The sequence below is a fragment of the Aquipuribacter hungaricus genome, from assembly GCF_037860755.1.
Lineage (GTDB): Bacteria > Actinomycetota > Actinomycetes > Actinomycetales > JBBAYJ01 > Aquipuribacter > Aquipuribacter hungaricus.
The window spans coordinates 19080-35080 of the sequence record NZ_JBBEOI010000015.1 but is presented as its reverse complement, the minus strand read 5'-3'; the positions used below and the strand labels follow the sequence as shown (position 1 = coordinate 35080).

13 protein-coding genes and 1 pseudogene are annotated in these 16001 nt (G+C 75.5%); 5 read left to right on the top strand and 9 right to left on the bottom strand.

Going from position 1 to position 16001, the window contains the following annotated elements; all coding sequences use genetic code 11:
• Positions 1-219, top strand: a pseudogene (locus tag WCS02_RS04265) (hypothetical protein); the annotation flags it as partial.
• Entirely contained in the window at positions 216-938 is a 723-nt protein-coding gene (gene hemQ / locus WCS02_RS04260; RefSeq protein ID WP_340290205.1) for a hydrogen peroxide-dependent heme synthase, read from the top strand. The pseudogene WCS02_RS04265 and the gene hemQ, both read left to right, overlap by 4 nt.
• A 40-nt stretch (positions 939-978) precedes the next feature.
• On the opposite strand, the gene WCS02_RS04255 is transcribed toward hemQ, so the two are convergent.
• On the bottom strand, positions 979-1428 hold the full coding sequence (locus WCS02_RS04255; protein WP_340290202.1) for a GNAT family N-acetyltransferase: 450 nt from the start codon (positions 1426-1428) through the stop codon (positions 979-981).
• Positions 1429-1548: 120 nt separating this feature from the next.
• On the opposite strand from WCS02_RS04255, the gene WCS02_RS04250 reads away from it, so the two are divergent.
• The gene (locus WCS02_RS04250; protein ID WP_340290200.1) at positions 1549-3198 is read left to right on the top strand and encodes a methyl-accepting chemotaxis protein; all 1650 of its coding nucleotides are present in this window, start codon (positions 1549-1551) and stop codon (positions 3196-3198) included.
• A 4-nt stretch (positions 3199-3202) separates the two neighbouring features.
• Here WCS02_RS04250 and msrB read toward each other — a convergent pair whose 3' ends face one another.
• Positions 3203-3691 (bottom strand): peptide-methionine (R)-S-oxide reductase MsrB, encoded by a 489-nt coding sequence (msrB, locus tag WCS02_RS04245; RefSeq protein ID WP_340290197.1) that lies wholly within the window; start codon positions 3689-3691, stop codon positions 3203-3205.
• A gap of 127 nt (positions 3692-3818) precedes the next feature.
• Here msrB and WCS02_RS04240 point away from each other — a divergent pair, with 127 nt between their 5' ends.
• Positions 3819-5180 (top strand): alpha/beta hydrolase family protein, encoded by a 1362-nt coding sequence (locus WCS02_RS04240; protein ID WP_340290194.1) that lies wholly within the window; start codon positions 3819-3821, stop codon positions 5178-5180.
• A 19-nt stretch (positions 5181-5199) separates the two neighbouring features.
• Here the strand turns inward: WCS02_RS04240 and WCS02_RS04235 are convergent, their stop codons facing one another.
• The 4 genes from WCS02_RS04235 to WCS02_RS04220 are packed head-to-tail and all read right to left on the bottom strand — an operon-like array spanning position 5200 to position 7801.
• Entirely contained in the window at positions 5200-5577 is a 378-nt protein-coding gene (locus WCS02_RS04235) for a VOC family protein (protein ID WP_340290191.1), read from the bottom strand.
• Between the two features lie 48 nt (positions 5578-5625).
• Positions 5626-6462 (bottom strand): dihydrofolate reductase family protein, encoded by an 837-nt coding sequence (locus WCS02_RS04230; RefSeq protein WP_340290188.1) that lies wholly within the window; start codon positions 6460-6462, stop codon positions 5626-5628.
• A gap of 2 nt (positions 6463-6464) precedes the next feature.
• Positions 6465-6914, bottom strand: coding sequence for a SufE family protein (locus WCS02_RS04225; RefSeq protein ID WP_340290185.1), 450 nt, complete (start codon positions 6912-6914; stop codon positions 6465-6467).
• Entirely contained in the window at positions 6911-7801 is an 891-nt protein-coding gene (locus WCS02_RS04220; RefSeq protein WP_340290182.1) for a sulfurtransferase, read from the bottom strand. Before WCS02_RS04220 ends, WCS02_RS04225 begins: the two co-directional genes overlap by 4 nt.
• Before the next feature lie 145 nt (positions 7802-7946).
• Between WCS02_RS04220 and zapE the strand changes: the two genes are divergently transcribed.
• On the top strand, positions 7947-8978 hold the full coding sequence (zapE, locus tag WCS02_RS04215) for a cell division protein ZapE (RefSeq protein ID WP_340290179.1): 1032 nt from the start codon (positions 7947-7949) through the stop codon (positions 8976-8978).
• A 198-nt stretch (positions 8979-9176) separates the two neighbouring features.
• On the opposite strand, the gene treZ is transcribed toward zapE, so the two are convergent.
• From treZ to glgX, 3 genes are all read right to left on the bottom strand, one after another.
• On the bottom strand, positions 9177-10967 hold the full coding sequence (gene treZ / locus WCS02_RS04210; RefSeq protein ID WP_340290176.1) for a malto-oligosyltrehalose trehalohydrolase: 1791 nt from the start codon (positions 10965-10967) through the stop codon (positions 9177-9179).
• A 76-nt stretch (positions 10968-11043) separates the two neighbouring features.
• On the bottom strand, positions 11044-13632 hold the full coding sequence (gene treY / locus WCS02_RS04205) for a malto-oligosyltrehalose synthase (protein ID WP_340290173.1): 2589 nt from the start codon (positions 13630-13632) through the stop codon (positions 11044-11046).
• Positions 13629-15842 (bottom strand): glycogen debranching protein GlgX, encoded by a 2214-nt coding sequence (gene glgX, locus WCS02_RS04200; RefSeq protein WP_340290170.1) that lies wholly within the window; start codon positions 15840-15842, stop codon positions 13629-13631. The genes treY and glgX overlap by 4 nt, the downstream gene beginning before the upstream one ends.
• Positions 15843-16001: the final 159 nt, after the last annotated feature.

Sequence of the window (16001 nt, the reverse complement as noted above, 5' to 3'; positions counted from 1 at the left end):
CTGGCCGCGGCACCCGCGGCCGTGGCCCGGTGGGGCGGGGCGCTGCCGCAGTACGCCCCCGGGCACCTCGCCCGGGTCGCCCGGGTGCGGGCCGCGGTCGCCGCGGTCCCCGGCCTCGCGGTGACCGGGGCCTTCCTCGACGGCGTCGGGGTGCCCGCGTGCGTGGCCTCGGCCCGGTCGGAGGTGCGCCGGCTGCTCGCGGCAGGATGGGGGGCATGAGCGCCCACCACCACGACGCCGCCGGGGTCCCCACCCCCACCGACGAGATCAACGCGACCGTCCGCTACACCGCCTGGTCGGTGTTCGCGGCCAGCGAGACGCTCGGCAGCGGCGACCGTGCCGCGCTGGTCGCCGAGGTCGAGGCCGCGCTCGCGCCCCTGGCGGCCGACGGCGACCTCGTCGTCCGCGGCTGGTACGACCTGGGCGGCATGACGGCCGACGCCGACCTCATGGTGTGGTGGCACGCGCCCGCCGTGGAGACCGTCCAGGCGGCCTACCACGCGCTGCGGCGCAGCCGGCTCGGCTCGCATCTGACGCCGGTGTGGTCGGTCATGGGCCTGCACCGGCCCGCGGAGTTCAACCGGGGCCACGTGCCGGCGTTCATGGCGGGGGAGGAGCCGCGAGGCTACTGCTGCGTGTACCCGTTCGTCCGCAGCTACGAGTGGTACCTGCTGCCGGCGGACGAGCGCCGGACCATGCTCGTCGACCACGGCCGCGCGGCCCGGCCGTACCCCGACGTCCGCGCCAACACCGTTTCGGCGTTCGCGCTCGGCGACTACGAGTGGCTGCTGGCCTTCGAGGCCGACGAGCTGCACCGGATCGTCGACCTCATGCGCGACCTGCGGAACACCGAGGCCCGCCGCCACGTCCGCGAGGAGCTGCCGTTCTACACCGGTCCCCGCGTCGAGCTCGCCCGGCTGGTCGAGCAGCTGCCCTGAGGCCTCTGCCCTGTGGGTCAGCAGCCTGCCGGCCGGCGGCTCAGCCGGCCGGGCGGGCCATCGGGGTGTGGGGGATCCCGTCCTCGACGAAGTCCTCCCCGTCCCGGACGAAGCCGTGGCGGCCGTACCAGCCCGCCAGGTGGCTCTGCGCGTCCAGCACGACGGTGGCCGACGCGCCGTGGTCGGCGACGACCTGGCCCACCAGCACCCCCGCCAGCCCGCGGCCCCGGGCGGCGGGCGCGGTGACCACCCGGCCCACCCGCAGGCCCGCCGGGTCGGCGAGCACGCGCAGGTAGGCGAGCACCGCCCCCGGGCGGCCCGGCTCGTGCACCCAGCGGTGCTCGGTCGTCGGCTCCGTGTCGCGCCCGTCCAGGTCCGGGTAGGCGCACTCCTGCTCGACGACGAACACGTCGCTGCGCAGCCGCAGCAGCTCGTAGGCCGTGCGCACGTCCAGCTCGTCCCACCGCGCCCGGGCGGTCTCCTGCTCCACGACGGGCAAGGCTAGGCGGCGGGTGGCGTGCCGCCGTCAAGGTCGGGTGCCGGCGTGCCGATGCCCGGGGCACGGCCGACCGCGGCCGCGACACCGCCGTGCCGCCGCCCAGGAGTCCCCATGGCCCCCAGCCCGCCCGTCCCCGCCGCGACCGTCGACGGCCACGCGACCGGGGGACGCCCGCCGCGTGCCGGCGCATGGCTGGCCGACCGGCGCCTCGCCACCCGGATGGGCGCCGTGGTCCTCGTGGCCACCGCCGCGCTCGCCGCCACGGCCGGGGTGGGCCTGCACGGGCTGGAGGGCACCGGTGCCAGCGCCGAGGACCTGCTCGCGGCCTCAGGGGCGACGCGCGCCGCGCTCGAGGCCGACATGATGCACGACGCGGTCCGGGCGGACGTCCTGTCGGCGCTGCTGGCCGACGGCGGGCAGGAGCGGTACGCCGCCGCCGCCGACCTGGCCGAGCACTCCGAGACCCTGCGCGCCCGGCTCGACGCCGTCGCCGCCGCCGGGCTGGGCGAGGAGGCGGAGGCCGCCGTCACCTCGGTCGGCCCCGCCGTCGAGGACTACCTCGTCGCCGCGGCCGACATCGCCGCCGTCGTGGAGCGTGACCCCGACGCGGCCCGCGACGCCTACCCGCAGTTCCTCACCGCCTTCGAGGCCCTGGAGGAGGCGCTGCCCGTCGTCAGCGACACCGTCGCCGCGCAGGCCGTCGCCGCGGAGGAGCGCTCCGCCGCCCAGCGGCGCACCGCCGAGGCGGTCGTCGCCGGGGTCGCGGTCGGCGCGGTCGCGCTCCTCGTCCTGCTGGCCGTCGTGGTCGTCCGCTCCGTGACCCGGCCGCTGGGCCGCCTCGTCGACGCCGTGCAGGCACTGGCCGGGGGCGACCTCACCGTCAGCACCGGCCTCACCTCGCGCGACGAGGTCGGGGCCGTCGCCCAGGGCCTGGACCGGGCCACCGGGCAGGTCCGCTCGGTCGTGTCCGGCGTCGCGGCCAGCGCGACCGCCGTGGCCGCCGCCGCCGAGCAGCTCAGCCGGTCCTCGGAGCAGATCGCGGCCGGCGCGCACCGGTCGTCGGAGCAGGCCGCCGTCGTGTCCGCGACCGCCGAGCGGGTCTCGGGCGACGTGCGCACCGTCGCCGCCGGCTCGGAGGAGATGGGCGCGTCGATCCGCGAGATCGCCCAGGCGGCAGGCGAGGCCGCCCGGGTCGTGGCCGGCGCCGTCGCCGTGGTCGCCGCGGCCGACGCCACCATGGCGGCGCTCGGCACCTCGAGCACCGAGATCGGCAGCGTCGTCAAGGCCATCACGTCGATCGCCGAGCAGACCAACCTGCTGGCACTCAACGCCACCATCGAGGCGGCGCGCGCGGGGGAGGCGGGCAAGGGCTTCGCCGTCGTCGCCACCGAGGTCAAGGAGCTCGCCCAGGAGACCGGCCGCGCCACCGAGGACATCGCCCGCCGCGTGGACTCCATCCAGTCCGGCACCACGGGCGCCGTGGGGGAGATGAGCCGGCTGTCGGCGATCATCGCCTCGATCCACGACCTGCAGCTGTCGATCACGTCGGCGGTGGAGGAGCAGACGGCCACGACGGCGGGGATGTCGCGCGGTGTCGCCCAGGCCGCCGGCGGCACCAGCGACATCGCCGCGAGCATCGTCGCCGTGGCCGAGGCGGCCGAGGGCACCGACCAGGCGGCCCGGGACACCCGGGCCGCCGTGGACGAGCTCACCCGCACCGCCGCCGGGCTCAGCGCCCAGGTGGGGCGCTTCCGGTACTGACCGGCTACGCCCCGGGCGCGGCCGGCTCGAAGCGCATGCTGATCGAGTTGATGCAGTAGCGCAGGTCGGTCGGGGTGCCGTATCCCTCGCCGGCGAAGACGTGGCCCATGTGGGAGCCGCACGCCGCGCAGCGGACCTCGGTGCGGACGGACCCGAAGGACCGGTCCTCGATCTCCTCGACCCGGTCGCCGGCCAGGGCGGAGTAGAAGGACGGCCAGCCGCAGTGGCTGTCGAACTTCTGCTCGCTGCGGAACAGCTCGGTGCCGCAGGCGCGGCAGGAGTAGACGCCGACCTCGTGGTTGTCGGTGTACTCGCCGGTGTAGGCGCGCTCCGTGCCCGCGAGCCGGAGCACCTGGTACTCCTGCGGCGACAGGGTGGCGCGCCACTCCTCGTCGGTGCGGGCGGCGGGGTAGCGACCGGCGCCGGGCCCGTCCGTCGTGCCGGTGCCCTCGTGCGAGCTGGTGGGGGTGGTGCTGTCGCGTCGACCGAACATGAGATCTCCTCCCGGGGCGCCGTGGGTCCGGCGCGCCCACCGGGGCCAACGTGGTCCCCGCGCGGGCTGTTCCGGCGCGGCCGGCCACCGCGCGACGGCCGTGGGCGCCGGCTGCCAGACTCGCCGGGTGCCGAGCCTCCGCCGTCGACGGGCCGCCGTCCTCCCCGCCGGTCCCGCCGCCCCGCCCGCCGTGACCCTGTCGGCCCCGTCCGGGCAGGCGACGCCCCCGGCCCCGGTAGACTCCGCCGACGACGGGCCCCGGCGCGTGCGCAGGGGTCTGCGCCACGGCCGGCTGGCCACGGTGCTCGTCGTCGGGGGGACGGCTCTCGGGGCGGGGCTGCTGTTCTCCGCGCTCGTCAGCGCCGTGGCCGCGTACTTCGTCCGGCGCGTGCTCACGCCGGACCGGGTGCGGCCCGACGACACCGAGGTGCTCAGCGTCGGCCCCGGCACCGTGACGCTGCGGGCGACGGACGAGACCGTCGCGCGCGGCCGCTACGGCCTGCGCCTGCACGGCGGCCTCAGCCACGCCCGGCTCGGCGAGGTGCTGCGCGCCGACGGGCCCACGGTCACCCGGGAGCTCGTCGAGGTCGACGGCCCCATGAAGGTGGGCCCCGCCCGGTGGAGCCCGTCCTACTACGCCGGCGACCCGACGTCGGCGCTCGGCCTGCCCCACGAGGACGTCGTCCTCGACGGCGAGGTCGGCCCGCTGCCCGCCTGGGTCGTGCCGCCGCCCGAGGGAGCGCCCGCATCGGACGTCTGGGCCGTCCTCGTCCACGGCCGCGGCGCCACCCGCGAGGAGTGCCTGCGCGCGCTGCCCGTGCTCCAGCGCCTGGGCCTGCCGGCGGTGGTCCCCAGCTACCGCAACGACGCCGACGCCCCGGCCCTGCCCGGCGGCCGCTACCACCTCGGCGACACCGAGTGGGCGGACATCGAGCACGCCGTGCGGCTCGCGCTGCGCCGCGGCGCCAGCGGGGTCGTCCTCGTCGGCTGGTCGATGGGCGGCGCGATCGTCCTGCAGCTGCTGTCCCGCTCCCGCCTGCTGCACGTGGTCCGGGCGGTCGTCCTCGACGCGCCCGTCGTGTCGTGGGCCGACGTCCTCGACCACCAGGCCCGCGTCAACCGGGTGCCGGTGTGGGTGGCGCGGCTGGGCGTGGAGCTGCTCGGCCGCAAGCAGGCCGACCGGCTCTTCGGGGTCGAGGGCCCGGTCGAGCTCGACCGCTTCGACTGGGTGGCGCGGGCCAACGAGCTGCGCCACCGCATGCTCGTCGTCCACTCCGACGACGACGAGTTCGTGCCCTCGGGTCCCACCCGCAGGCTCGCCCAGGCACGGCCGGACCTCGTCACGCACGTGCCGTTCCGGGGCGCGCGGCACTGCCAGGAGTGGAACGTCGACCCCGTCCGCTGGGAGCAGGTGGTCGAGGACTACCTGCGCGCCGAGCTGGGGTCGCAGCTGCCGGCCGCCGCGGGGGACGGTCCGACGCCTTCCTGAGCCGGCTGCCGGGGGCGGGTCAGCTGTGGACGACCGCCTCGACGTTGTGCCCGTCCGGGTCGCGCACGAACACGGCGTAGTAGCCGGGGTGGTACTCGGGCCACTCCCGGGGGGCGTGCAGCACCTCGGCCCCGAGCGTCACCGCGGCACCGTGGACCGCGTCCACCACGGCACGGTCGGCGACGACGAACGCCAGGTGGAGCTCGCCCGCGAGCGGGCCGGCGGTGGGGCTCAGCCAGAAGTCCGGCGGCCCGTCGCCCGCGGCCAGGCCCAGCACCGGGCCGCCGGGCGTGGGGATGCGGGTGGCCTCGCGCCAGCCCGCGGGCGCCATGAGCGCGAGGTAGAACGCCGCCGAGGCCTCGACGTCGGCGGCGGGGATCCCTACGTGGTCCAGCATGGCGGGGACCGTAGCGGCGACCCCGGACAGCCCGGCCCGCCAGGCGCGCTAGGCGTCCTGTTCGTCGGGCACCGTGCCCCGGTCGCGCACCCAGCGGGCGAGCAGGGTCCCCTCGGCGTGCAGCAGCCCGGCCAGCGAGAAGCCGCGCGGGTCCCCCGCGGCACCGGTGACGGCGCGCGCACCGTCGCCCGCCACGAGCACGGGGCTCGTCGTCAGGCAGAGCTCGTCGAGCAGGTCCGCCGCCGCGAGGGCGCCGAGCAGCTCGGGTCCCCCCTCGCAGAGCACCCGGGTGAGACCGCGCCGGGCGAGCCGGTCGAGCAGGTCGGCCAGGTCGACGCCGCCGTGGTCCGTGCCACCGCGGTCTGTACCCCCGTGGTCGCCCCCGCCGCACACCAGCACCCGGTCCTCGCCCGCGGTGCCGACCGCCCGCGCACGGGCGGCCTCGTCGCCGCCCGGCACCGCGACCAGCGCGGCACCCGGCTCGTCGAACATCCCGCGGCCGGCCTCGACGCGGCCCGAGCGGGTGACCTGCACGAGCACGGCGGCGGTGCGCCGACCGGCCCGGGCGCGCTCCGGCCCGAGCACCCGGTGCGGCCGCACGGGGCCGTAGCCCTCGGTCCGGGCGGTCCCGGCACCCACCAGGACGACGTCGGCCAGCCCGCGGAGCACCCCGAAGACCTGCTTGTCCACGGTGCCGCTCACCGAGGCCGAGCGGCCGTCGGCGCCCGACACCGCGCCGTCGAGGCTGGTCGCCGTGTTGGCGCGCACCCACGGCCGCCCCTCCGCGACGGATGAGGGGTAGGCGTAGCGGGCCGCGAGCGCCCGCGCCGCCTCGTCCGGCGCTGCGGGCAGGACGCCCGTCGGGGCGCCGAGCAGGGCCTCCACGCCTAGACGGCGGCCTTCTCGCGAACCTGCCGCTGGATCCGGCCGAGCATCCCGGACATCCCGCGCAGGCGCAGCATGCTCACCGCGCGCTCCAGGCCCAGGCGGTGCGGCACGTCGTCGGGCACGGCGAGCACCCCGGCGGCGTCCAGGCCCGTCATGCCCTCGGCGAGGATCGCCGCGAACCCACGCGTCGTCGGTGCCTCGCGGGGCGCCGACAGGTACACGTGGACGGGTGCCTGTGGGCCGGTCCCCTCGACCTCGACGTGGACGAACACGGGGGACTGGCACTCCGGGACGACCTCCATCACCTCGCGGTGGGAGGCCAGGTGCTCCGGCAGCTCGGGCAGGCCGTCGGCGAACTCCAGGAGCAGGACGAGGCGGTCCTGCTGCTCGAGCGCGCCGAAGTCCTCGACGACCGCGTCGAACCGACCGGGCAGGGTGCCGTCGCTCACGCCTGGCCCGGCTCGGCGCCCGTGGCGATGGGGACGCGCACGGCGTTGCCCCACTCCGTCCACGACCCGTCGTAGTTGCGGACCTTCTCGAAGCCCAGCAGGTGGGTGAGGACGAACCAGGTGTGGCTCGAGCGCTCCCCGATCCGGCAGTAGGCGACGACGTCGTCGGTGGGCTGCAGGCCCTTCTCGCCGGTGTAGACCGCCTCGAGCTCCTCGCGGGACTTGAAGCCGCCGTCCTCGGCGACCGCGCGGGCCCACGGCACCGACTGCGCCCCCGGGATGTGGCCGCCGCGCAGGGCGCCCTCCTCCGGGTAGGCCGGCATGTGGGTCCGCTGGCCGGTGTACTCCTCGGGGGAGCGGACGTCGACCATCGGCTTGCCCAGGTGCTGCAGCACGTCGGGCAGGAAGGCGCGGATGCTGCTGTCGTCGCGCTCGACGACGGGGTAGTCGACGGCGGGGACGGCCGGCTTGTCGGTCGTGTACGCCCGGCCCTCGGCCTCCCACTTGGTGCGGCCGCCGTCGAGCAGCCGGACGTCCTCGTGGCCGAACAGCGTGAACACCCACAGCGCGTAGGCGGCCCACCAGTTGTTCTTGTCGCCGTACAGCACGACGGTGTCCTCGCGCGAGATGCCCTTGGCGCGCATGAGCGCCGCGAAGCCCTCGCCGTCCACGTAGTCGCGGGTCACCGGGTCGTTGAGCTCGGTGTGCCAGTCGATCTTGACGGCACCCTCGATGTGGCCGGTCTCGTAGAGCAGGACGTCCTCGCTGGACTCCACGACCACCAGGCCGGGGGTGCCGAGCCGGTCGGCCAGCCACCCGGTCGTGACCAGGCGCTCCGGGTGGGCGTAGGGGGCGAGCTTGGCGTCGGTGTCGTGCTCGGTCGGCACTGGGGTCTCCTCAGGGTGGGGCGGGCGTGCGGCTGGCGGTCGGGGCAGGGCTCCCCGCCTGTCAGAGGGTGCCAACACCCGGCGTGCCGTGCCCGTTCCCCGTCCGGTCCCCGGGCGTGTCGCCCCGCCCCGTAGCCTCCTGGCCGTGCGCACCCAGGCCGACCGGCTCGTCGACCGGCACCCCGCCCTGGACCGGACCCGGCTGCTCGACGACCTGGTCCCGCCGCCCCGGTTCTCCGAGGCCCGCCTGTCCACGTACCGGCCCGATCCCGCCCAGCCGAGCCAGATCGAGGCCCGCGACCACGTCGGCCGCTTCTCTTCGGCCGGTGCTTTGACGGCCCCCCGCCGAGGCCTGGGGCGCCTGCTGGGGCGCGTGCAGGAGGACCCCGAGCCCCGGGGGCTGTACCTGGACGGGGGGTTCGGCGTCGGCAAGACCCACCTGCTCGCGGCGGCCTGGCACGAGGCCGCCGGGCGCAAGCACTACGGCACGTTCGTGGAGTACACCCAGCTGGCCGGGGCGCTCGGCTTCCGCGGCGCCGTCGACGCGCTGCGCGGCGCGGACCTGGTCTGCATCGACGAGTTCGAGCTCGACGACCCCGGCGACACGGTGCTCATGGCCCGGCTGCTGCGCGAGCTCGCCGACTCCGGGGCCCGGCTCGCCGCGACCTCCAACACGCTGCCCGGCTCGCTCGGCAGCGACCGGTTCGCCGCCGAGGACTTCCTGCGCGAGATCCAGGCGCTCGGGCGGCTGTTCGAGGTGGTGACCGTGGACGGCGACGACTACCGCCACCGCGGTGCGCCCCCCACCCCGGAGCCCGCCGCCCCCGCAGACCTCGCGGCGCTCGCCGGGCGCCCGGGCGCCACGGTCGACGACTTCGCCGACCTGTGCGCGCACCTGGCCACGGTGCACCCGAGCCGCTACGGCGCCCTGCTGGACGGCGTGACCGAGGTCGGCTGGTCCGGCGTGGCCCCGGTGCCGGACCAGAACGTCGCCCTGCGCCTGGTGGTGCTCGCCGACCGGATGTACGACCGCGCGCTGCCGCTCACGGCCGGGGGAGAGCCGCTGTCGGCGCTCTTCGACGAGGCCATGCTGCGCGGCGGCTACCGCAAGAAGTACCTGCGCGCGCTCAGCCGGCTGACCGCGCTCGCCCGCGAGGCGGGGTCGGTGGCCGCCTAGGGCGAGCAGGGCGGCCGTGCCGGTCGACCGGTGCGCGCAGGGCGAGCGACGTGGCCGGGCCGGGGCGGGTGGGCTGCGCCACCACCACCCCGTTCCGACACGACGGCACCCTGCGCCGGAGCTGTCCCGTCGCAGGGTGCCGTCGTGCCGGCTAGACCGTCGCAGGGTGCCGTTGCGACGAATCAGACGGCGGACGCGTCAGTCGTGCAGACGCACCAGGGCCGCGCCGGGGCCGCCGAGCACCACGGTGCGACCGGTCGTGCGGGCCGGGCCCCAGTGCCGGGCGAGGGTGCCGTGGCCGTGCAGCGGCACCTCGGTCTCGCGGTCGGCGAGCACGACGACGACGCGCCAGGCGCCCCGGTGCACGACGAGCCACTCGGGCCGGCCGTCGACGCGGGACTCGTCCGGCGGACCGGCGTCGACCTCGACCGCGCCGAGGTCGTCGTCGCGCAGGTCGGGCTCGGCTGCGCGCAGCCGCACCAGGTCGCGGACGAAGTCCAGCAGCCCGGTCCGCACGGGCTCGCCGGGCTCGTCCCAGCGGAGCACGGAGGCATCCCGCGTGGCGGGGTCCTGCGGGTCGGGCACGTCCTCGGCGTCCCAGCCGTGGCCGGCGAACTCCCGGCGACGGCCCTCGCTCACCGCGCGCCCCAGCTCGGGGTCGCCGTGGTCGGTGAAGAACTGGAACGGCGTCGTCGCGCCCCACTCCTCGCCCATGAAGAGCATGGGCGTGAATGGGGAGGTGAGGACCAGGGCCAGCTCGGCCGCCAGCTCCCCGGGCGACAGCGTCGCCGACGGACGGTCGCCGACCGCGCGGTTGCCGATCTGGTCGTGGTTGGAGGCGTAGGCGAGGAACCGGTGGCCCGACGTGCCGGCCGGCACGCGGGCGCCCCACACCTCGCCGCGGAACGTCGAGTGCCGCCCTGCGTGCCAGAAGGCCTCGCGCCAGACCGTCCGGAGCACGTCGGCGCTGCCGAAGTCGGCGTAGTAGCCCTGCCGCTCGCCGGTCATGAGCGTGTGCAGGGCGTGGTGGACGTCGTCGTCCCACTGCGCCGTCATCCCCAGGCCGCCGTCGGTGGTCGGGGTGACCATGACGGCGTCGTTGAGGTCGGACTCCGCGACGAGCGACAGCGGCCGGTGCAGCCCGTCGGACAGCGCCGCGGTCTCCTCGGCCAGCTGCGCGAGCACGTGGCGGGGGGAGTCGTCGACGAGGGCGTGGACGGCGTCCAGGCGCAGCGCGTCGACGTGGAAGTCGCGGAACCACCGCAGCGCGTTGTCGCAGATCCAGCGCCGGACCTCCGCGGAGTGCTCGGCGTCGAGGTTGACCGCCTGGCCCCACGGGGTCTCGTGGGCGTCGGTGAAGTAGGGCCCGAACACCGACGTGTAGTTCCCTGCCGGCCCGAGGTGGTTGTAGACGACGTCGAGGGACACGGCGAGGCCGCGGGCGTGGCAGGCGTCGACGAACCGCTGCAGCGCGGCCGGGCCGCCGTACGGGTCGTGCACGGCGAACAGGTGGACGCCGTCGTAGCCCCAGCCCCAGCGGCCGGGGAAGGCCGCGACGGGCATGAGCGCGACGACCTCGACGCCCACCGACACCAGGTGGTCGAGCATCCCGGCGGCCGCGTCCAGCGTGCCCTCGGGCGTGAAGGTGCCGACGTGCAGCTCGTAGTGCAGGGCGCCGCGGACGTCGCGGCCGCGCCAGCCGTCGTCGGCCCAGGAGTGCAGGGACGGGTCGAACAGCCGGCTCGGCCCGTGGACCCCGAACGGCTGCCAGGACGAGCGCGGGTCCGGGGCGGGGTCGCCGCCGTCGACGGAGTACAGGTAGTCCGTCCCGTGGCCGGTGCCGCCGACGGCCAGGCGCCACCAGCCCCCGTCGACCTTGGTCATGGGGCGCAGGCTGCGCTGGCCGTCCTCGGGCCCGGTGGCGTCCCGGACGAGGACGAGGTCGACGGTGCTGGCGTCAGGCGCCCAGACGGCGAAGGTGTGGCTCATCGGCGACGACCCTGCCAGAGCGCCCCGCGGCGGGCGAGACGGTGCGACGGGGCGCCCGGGCGGCGCGGTGCTGCCATCACGCCCGCCGCAGCAGGGCGACGGGGAGCCGGTCGAGCAGGTCGGAGGCGGGCACGCCCCCGCCCTCGTGGCCGGTGCCGGTGAGCACGTCGACCCAGCGGCCCTCGGGCAGCGACACGGTGTGCCGGCCCCAGCCGCCGAGCCGGTCGAGCTCGCCCGGGCGCCGCGTGACGACGAGGACGACCTCGGGCGCGCCGACCGGGCCGCGACCGAGGGCGAACGCGTTGCCGGTGGACGTGGCGACCGGCTCGTAGCCGGCGTCGGGGCCGACGAAGGCCGCGGGCAGGTCACGGCGCAGCCGCAGCGCGCGGCTGGTGACGAGCAGCTTCTCGTCGTCCAGGTCGCGCGGCTCCCCGCCGCCGTCGAGGTGCGCCAGCCGGGCACGGCGGTCCTCGTAGTCGACGGCCCGGCGGTTGTCCGGGTCGACGAGGGAGCGGTCGACCGTCTCGGTGCCCTGGTAGACGTCGGGCACGCCCGGCAGCACGAGCTGGAGCGCCTTCTGCGCCAGCGTCGTCGCGCGGGTCCACGGCTGCACCGCCTCGACGAAGGAGGCCACGTCGCCGGACAGGTCGGGGTCGGCGAGCACCCCGGCGGCCAGCGCGGTGACGGCGCCCTCGTAGGCCTCGTCGGGGCTCGTCCACGTGGTGTGCAGCTTGGCCTCGCGGGTGGCCTTCTCCAGGTACCCGACCAGGCGCTCCTCGGTGACGGGCCAGGTCGCGACCAGGGTCTGCCACAGCAGGAGCTCGGTGTCGCCGTCGACCAGGTCGCCCTGCCGCAGCGGGGCGGCCGCCTCGTGCCAGCCCCGGACGGCGCCGACCCAGCGCTCGGGGTCCTCGACCGCGGCGAGCAGCCGCGCCCGGGCGTCCTCGCTGCGCTTGGTGTCGTGCGTGGACAGCGTCGTCATGGTCGAGGGCCACGTCGCCGCGGTCCGCTCGGCGGCTGCGTGCAGCTCCTCGGGCGTGATGCCGAAGCGGGCGGGGTCGCCGCCGACCTCGTTGAGCGCGACGAAGCGCTGCCAGCGGTAGAACGCCGTGTCCTCCACGCCCTTGGCCATGACGGGGCCGCAGGTCTGCTGGAACCGGACGACGAGCTCGCGGCGGCGGGCGAGGCCGTCCGCGCCGCCCTGCTCCTGCGAGCCCTCGGCGAGGGCGCCGGACGAGCCGGCCACCAGGTCGCGGCCCAGGACCAGGTGCGTGACCAGGTCGAGGGTGGCCTGCCGGTCCTCGGGCAGCCGCTCGCGCGCGCGGTGCGCGGCCTCGGACAGCACGGCGACGGCCTCGGCGTCCGGCTCCTCGCCGGGCACGACGTAGGCGCGGTAGCGCTCCATGGCCACGAGCAGCTCCACGACCGAGTCGTGCAGCGCGCGGCGGGTGTGGTCGCGCAGGTGGATGTCGTCGGCGCAGATGTCGACGAGCAGGTCGACGAGGCGGTGGACCTCGGCGTACTGCCCGCCCTGGACGACCTCGCGCTTCGCGGTGTCGACGAGCTCGTGGTAGTCGCCGACCGCGGCACCCGCGCTCGTCCCGATCTCGTGGTGCAGCAGGGTGAGCGGCGCCTCGGCGAAGGGGTTGACGAGCACGCCGGTGATCCGGCGCAGCGTCTCGTAGCCGGTGGTCCCGTCGCACGGCCAGTCGGCGGGCAGCGCCTCCTCGCCCTCGAGGATCTTCTCCACGACGACGTAGGGCGCCTGCCCGGCGGGGCCGCGGGCGGCCGAGAGCCGGCGCAGGTAGCCGCGCGGGTCGGCGAGGCCGTCCGGGTGGTCGATCCGGAAGCCGTCCAGGACGCCCTGGGAGAACAGGTCGAGCAGCACCCGGTGGGTGGCCTCGAACACGGCCTCGTCCTCGACGCGGACCGCGGCGAGGGTGTCGACGTCGAAGAAGCGGCGGTAGTTGAGCTCCTCGTCCGCGACCCGCCAGTGGGCCAGCCGGTACCACTGCTGGTCGACGAGCTCGGCCATCGGCAGGTCCTCGGTGCCGGCGCGGACCGGGAGGACGTGGTCGAAGTAGCGCAGCACCGTCTCGGTGACGACCGCGCCGTCCTCGCCGACCGGGACCTCCTCGCGGGCCAGCCGGAGCTCGCCGGCGTCGAGCACCTCGCCGATCCGGGAGCCCAGGACCGGCATGAGCACCGCGCGCTGCGGCACCGTCCAGTCCACGTCGAGCCAGCGGGCGAACGTGGAGCCGGGGCCGTCGCGCAGCACCGACCACATCGCGCGGTTGTGCCACAGCGGGCTCGGCACGGCCATGTGGTTGGGCACCACGTCGGCGATGACGCCGAGGCCGCGGGCGTGCAGGGCGTCGGCCAGGGCGCGGAGGCCCTCCTCCCCGCCGAGCTCGGGGTTGATGCGGGAGTGGTCGACCACGTCGTAGCCGTGGGTGCTGCCCGGCGACGCGGTGAGCACCGGCGACAGGTAGGCGTGGGACACCCCGAGGTCGGCGAGGTGGTCCACGACGGCGAGGGCGTCCGCGAAGCCGAACTCCGGCCGCAGCTGGAACCGGTACGTCGACAGCACCGGGCGGCCCACCCCCGCACCGGGCACGTCGGGCAGGTCGGCCACGTCGGACAGGTCCGGCGCGGGGGCGCTCACGCGTGGGTCCGCTTGTCGCTGCGCAGCACCACGACAGAGCGGGCCGCGACGGTGCGCGCGTCCCCGGGGGCCAGCCGCGACAGCCGCTCGGCGTCGCGGCCGCTGGACAGCCTGCTCGACTCCGCCGCGCCCGAGGTGTACGAGTGCGTCCGCGGCGGCAGGTGGGCGGGGTCGCCGGTGTCGACGACGACGTGCCAGTGCTCGCCGTACTCCAGGCCGGGCAGCGAGAAGTCGAGGTCCTGCGGGGAGGCGTTGAACAGCAGCAGGAAGCTGTCGTCGACGATCCGCTCGCCGCGGGTGTCCGGCTCGGCGATGGCGTCGCCGTTGAGGAACACCATGACCGACTGGGCGTAGCCGTTGTCCCAGTCCTGCGGGCTCATCCGGTCCCCGGCCAGCGTCAGCCAGGCGATGTCCGCGACGGTGTCCGTGGTGCCGGCACCCGGCCCGGCGGCGTCGGCGCCGGTGAAGAAGCGGCGGCGGCGGAACACCGGGTGGCCGTTGCGCATGGCCACCAGGCGGCGGGTGAACTCCAGCAGCACCTCCTGGTCCTCGTCGAGGTCCCAGTCCATCCACGTGATGGGGCTGTCCTGCGCGTAGCCGTTGTTGTTGCCGCCCTGGGTCCGGGCGAGCTCGTCGCCGTGCAGGATCATCGGCACGCCCTGGCTGAGCAGCAGCGTGACGAGGAAGTTGCGGTGCTGCTGGGCGCGGAGCTGCTGCACCGCGGGGTCGTCGGTCGGGCCCTCGACGCCGCAGTTCCACGAGCGGTTGTGGCTCTCGCCGTCGTTGCCGTCCTCGAGGTTGGCCTCGTTGTGCCGCTCGTTGTACGACACCAGGTCGTTCATCGTGAAGCCGTCGTGCGCGGTGACGAAGTTGATGCTCGCGATCGGCTTGCGGCCGGAGTGCGCGTACAGGTCCGAGGAGCCGGTGATGCGGCCCGCGAACTCGCCCAGCGACCCGGCCTCGCCGCGCCAGAAGTCGCGGACGGTGTCGCGGTAGCGGCCGTTCCACTCCGTCCACAGCGGCGGGAAGTTGCCGACCATGTAGCCGCCCTCGCCGATGTCCCACGGCTCGGCGATGAGCTTGACCTGGCTGACGACCGGGTCCTGCTGGACCAGGTCGAAGAACGCGCTCAGCCGGTCGACCTCGTGGAACTGCCGGGCCAGGGTGGAGGCCAGGTCGAAGCGGAAGCCGTCGACGTGCATCTCGGTCACCCAGTAGCGCAGCGAGTCCATGATCAGCTGCAGCACGTGGGGGTGCCGCATGAGCAGGCTGTTCCCGGTGCCGGTGGTGTCGTAGTAGTGCTTGGGGTTCTCCTCGACCAGGCGGTAGTACGCCTGGTTGTCCAGGCCGCGGAAGGCCAGGGTCGGGCCCTTCTCGTTGCCCTCGGCGGTGTGGTTGTAGACCACGTCGAGGATGACCTCGATGCCTGCCTCGTGCAGGGCCTTGACCATGCCCTTGAACTCCTGGACCTGCTGGCCGCGCTGGCCGGTGGCGGAGTACTCGTTGTGGGGCGCGAAGAAGCCGATGGTGTTGTAGCCCCAGTAGTTGCGCAGCCCCTTCTCCTGCAGGTGCCCGTCCTGGACGAACTGGTGCACCGGCATGAGCTCGACCGCGGTCACGCCCAGGTCGCGCAGGTAGTCGATCATCACCGGGTGCGCCATGCCGGCGTAGGTGCCGCGGATGGACTCGGGGATGCCGGGGTGCTGCTGCGTCATGCCGCGCACGTGGGCCTCGTAGATGACCGTCTCGTGGTACTGCTTGCGCGGCGGCCGGTCGTTGCCCCAGTCGAAGTACGGGTTGACGACGACGGAGTGCATCGTGTGCAGCCGGGAGTCCAGGCGCTGGATCCGGTTGTCGTCCTTGCCGAAGCGGTAGGAGTACAGCGACTCGTCGCCGTCGGCCATGCCCTCGATCGCCTTGGCGTACGGGTCGAGCAGCAGCTTGCTGGGGTTGCAGCGCAGGCCGCGCGAGGGGTCGTACGGCCCGTGCACGCGGAAGCCGTAGCGCTGGCCGGGCTGGACGCCGGGCAGGTATACGTGGTGCACGAAGCCGTCGGCCTCGGGCATCTCGATCCGCTCGCGCTCGCGGCGGGCGTCGTCGAGCAGGCACAGCTCGACCTTGGTCGCCACCTCGGAGAACACGGCGAAGTTGGTGCCGCTCCCGTCGTAGGTCGCCCCCAGGGGGTACGGGCTGCCGGGCCACACATCCATCACTGCTGCATCCTCTTGTCGTCGTGCGCCGCCGGTCGGGCGTCCGACCGGGACTCGTATTGTCCACGCCCGGTCGTCCCGACCGGTTCGTCGGACGTCTCAGGAGCCCTGCCAGCGGTGGGGGCCGGAGGAGGACTACCCATCTGCGCCGGGTCTAGT

Excerpts from the sequence above, each read along its gene's own strand:
- glgX (WP_340290170.1), bottom strand. The coding sequence starts at position 15,842 with ATGGATGTGTGGCCCGGCAGCCCGTACCCCCTGGGGGCGACCTACGAC.
- WCS02_RS04235 (WP_340290191.1), bottom strand. The coding sequence starts at position 5,577 with ATGCTGGACCACGTAGGGATCCCCGCCGCCGACGTCGAGGCCTCGGCG.
- hemQ (WP_340290205.1), top strand. The coding sequence starts at position 216 with ATGAGCGCCCACCACCACGACGCCGCCGGGGTCCCCACCCCCACCGAC.
- msrB (WP_340290197.1), bottom strand. The coding sequence starts at position 3,691 with ATGTTCGGTCGACGCGACAGCACCACCCCCACCAGCTCGCACGAGGGC.
- WCS02_RS04250 (WP_340290200.1), top strand. The coding sequence starts at position 1,549 with ATGGCCCCCAGCCCGCCCGTCCCCGCCGCGACCGTCGACGGCCACGCG.
- treZ (WP_340290176.1), bottom strand. The coding sequence starts at position 10,967 with ATGAGCCACACCTTCGCCGTCTGGGCGCCTGACGCCAGCACCGTCGAC.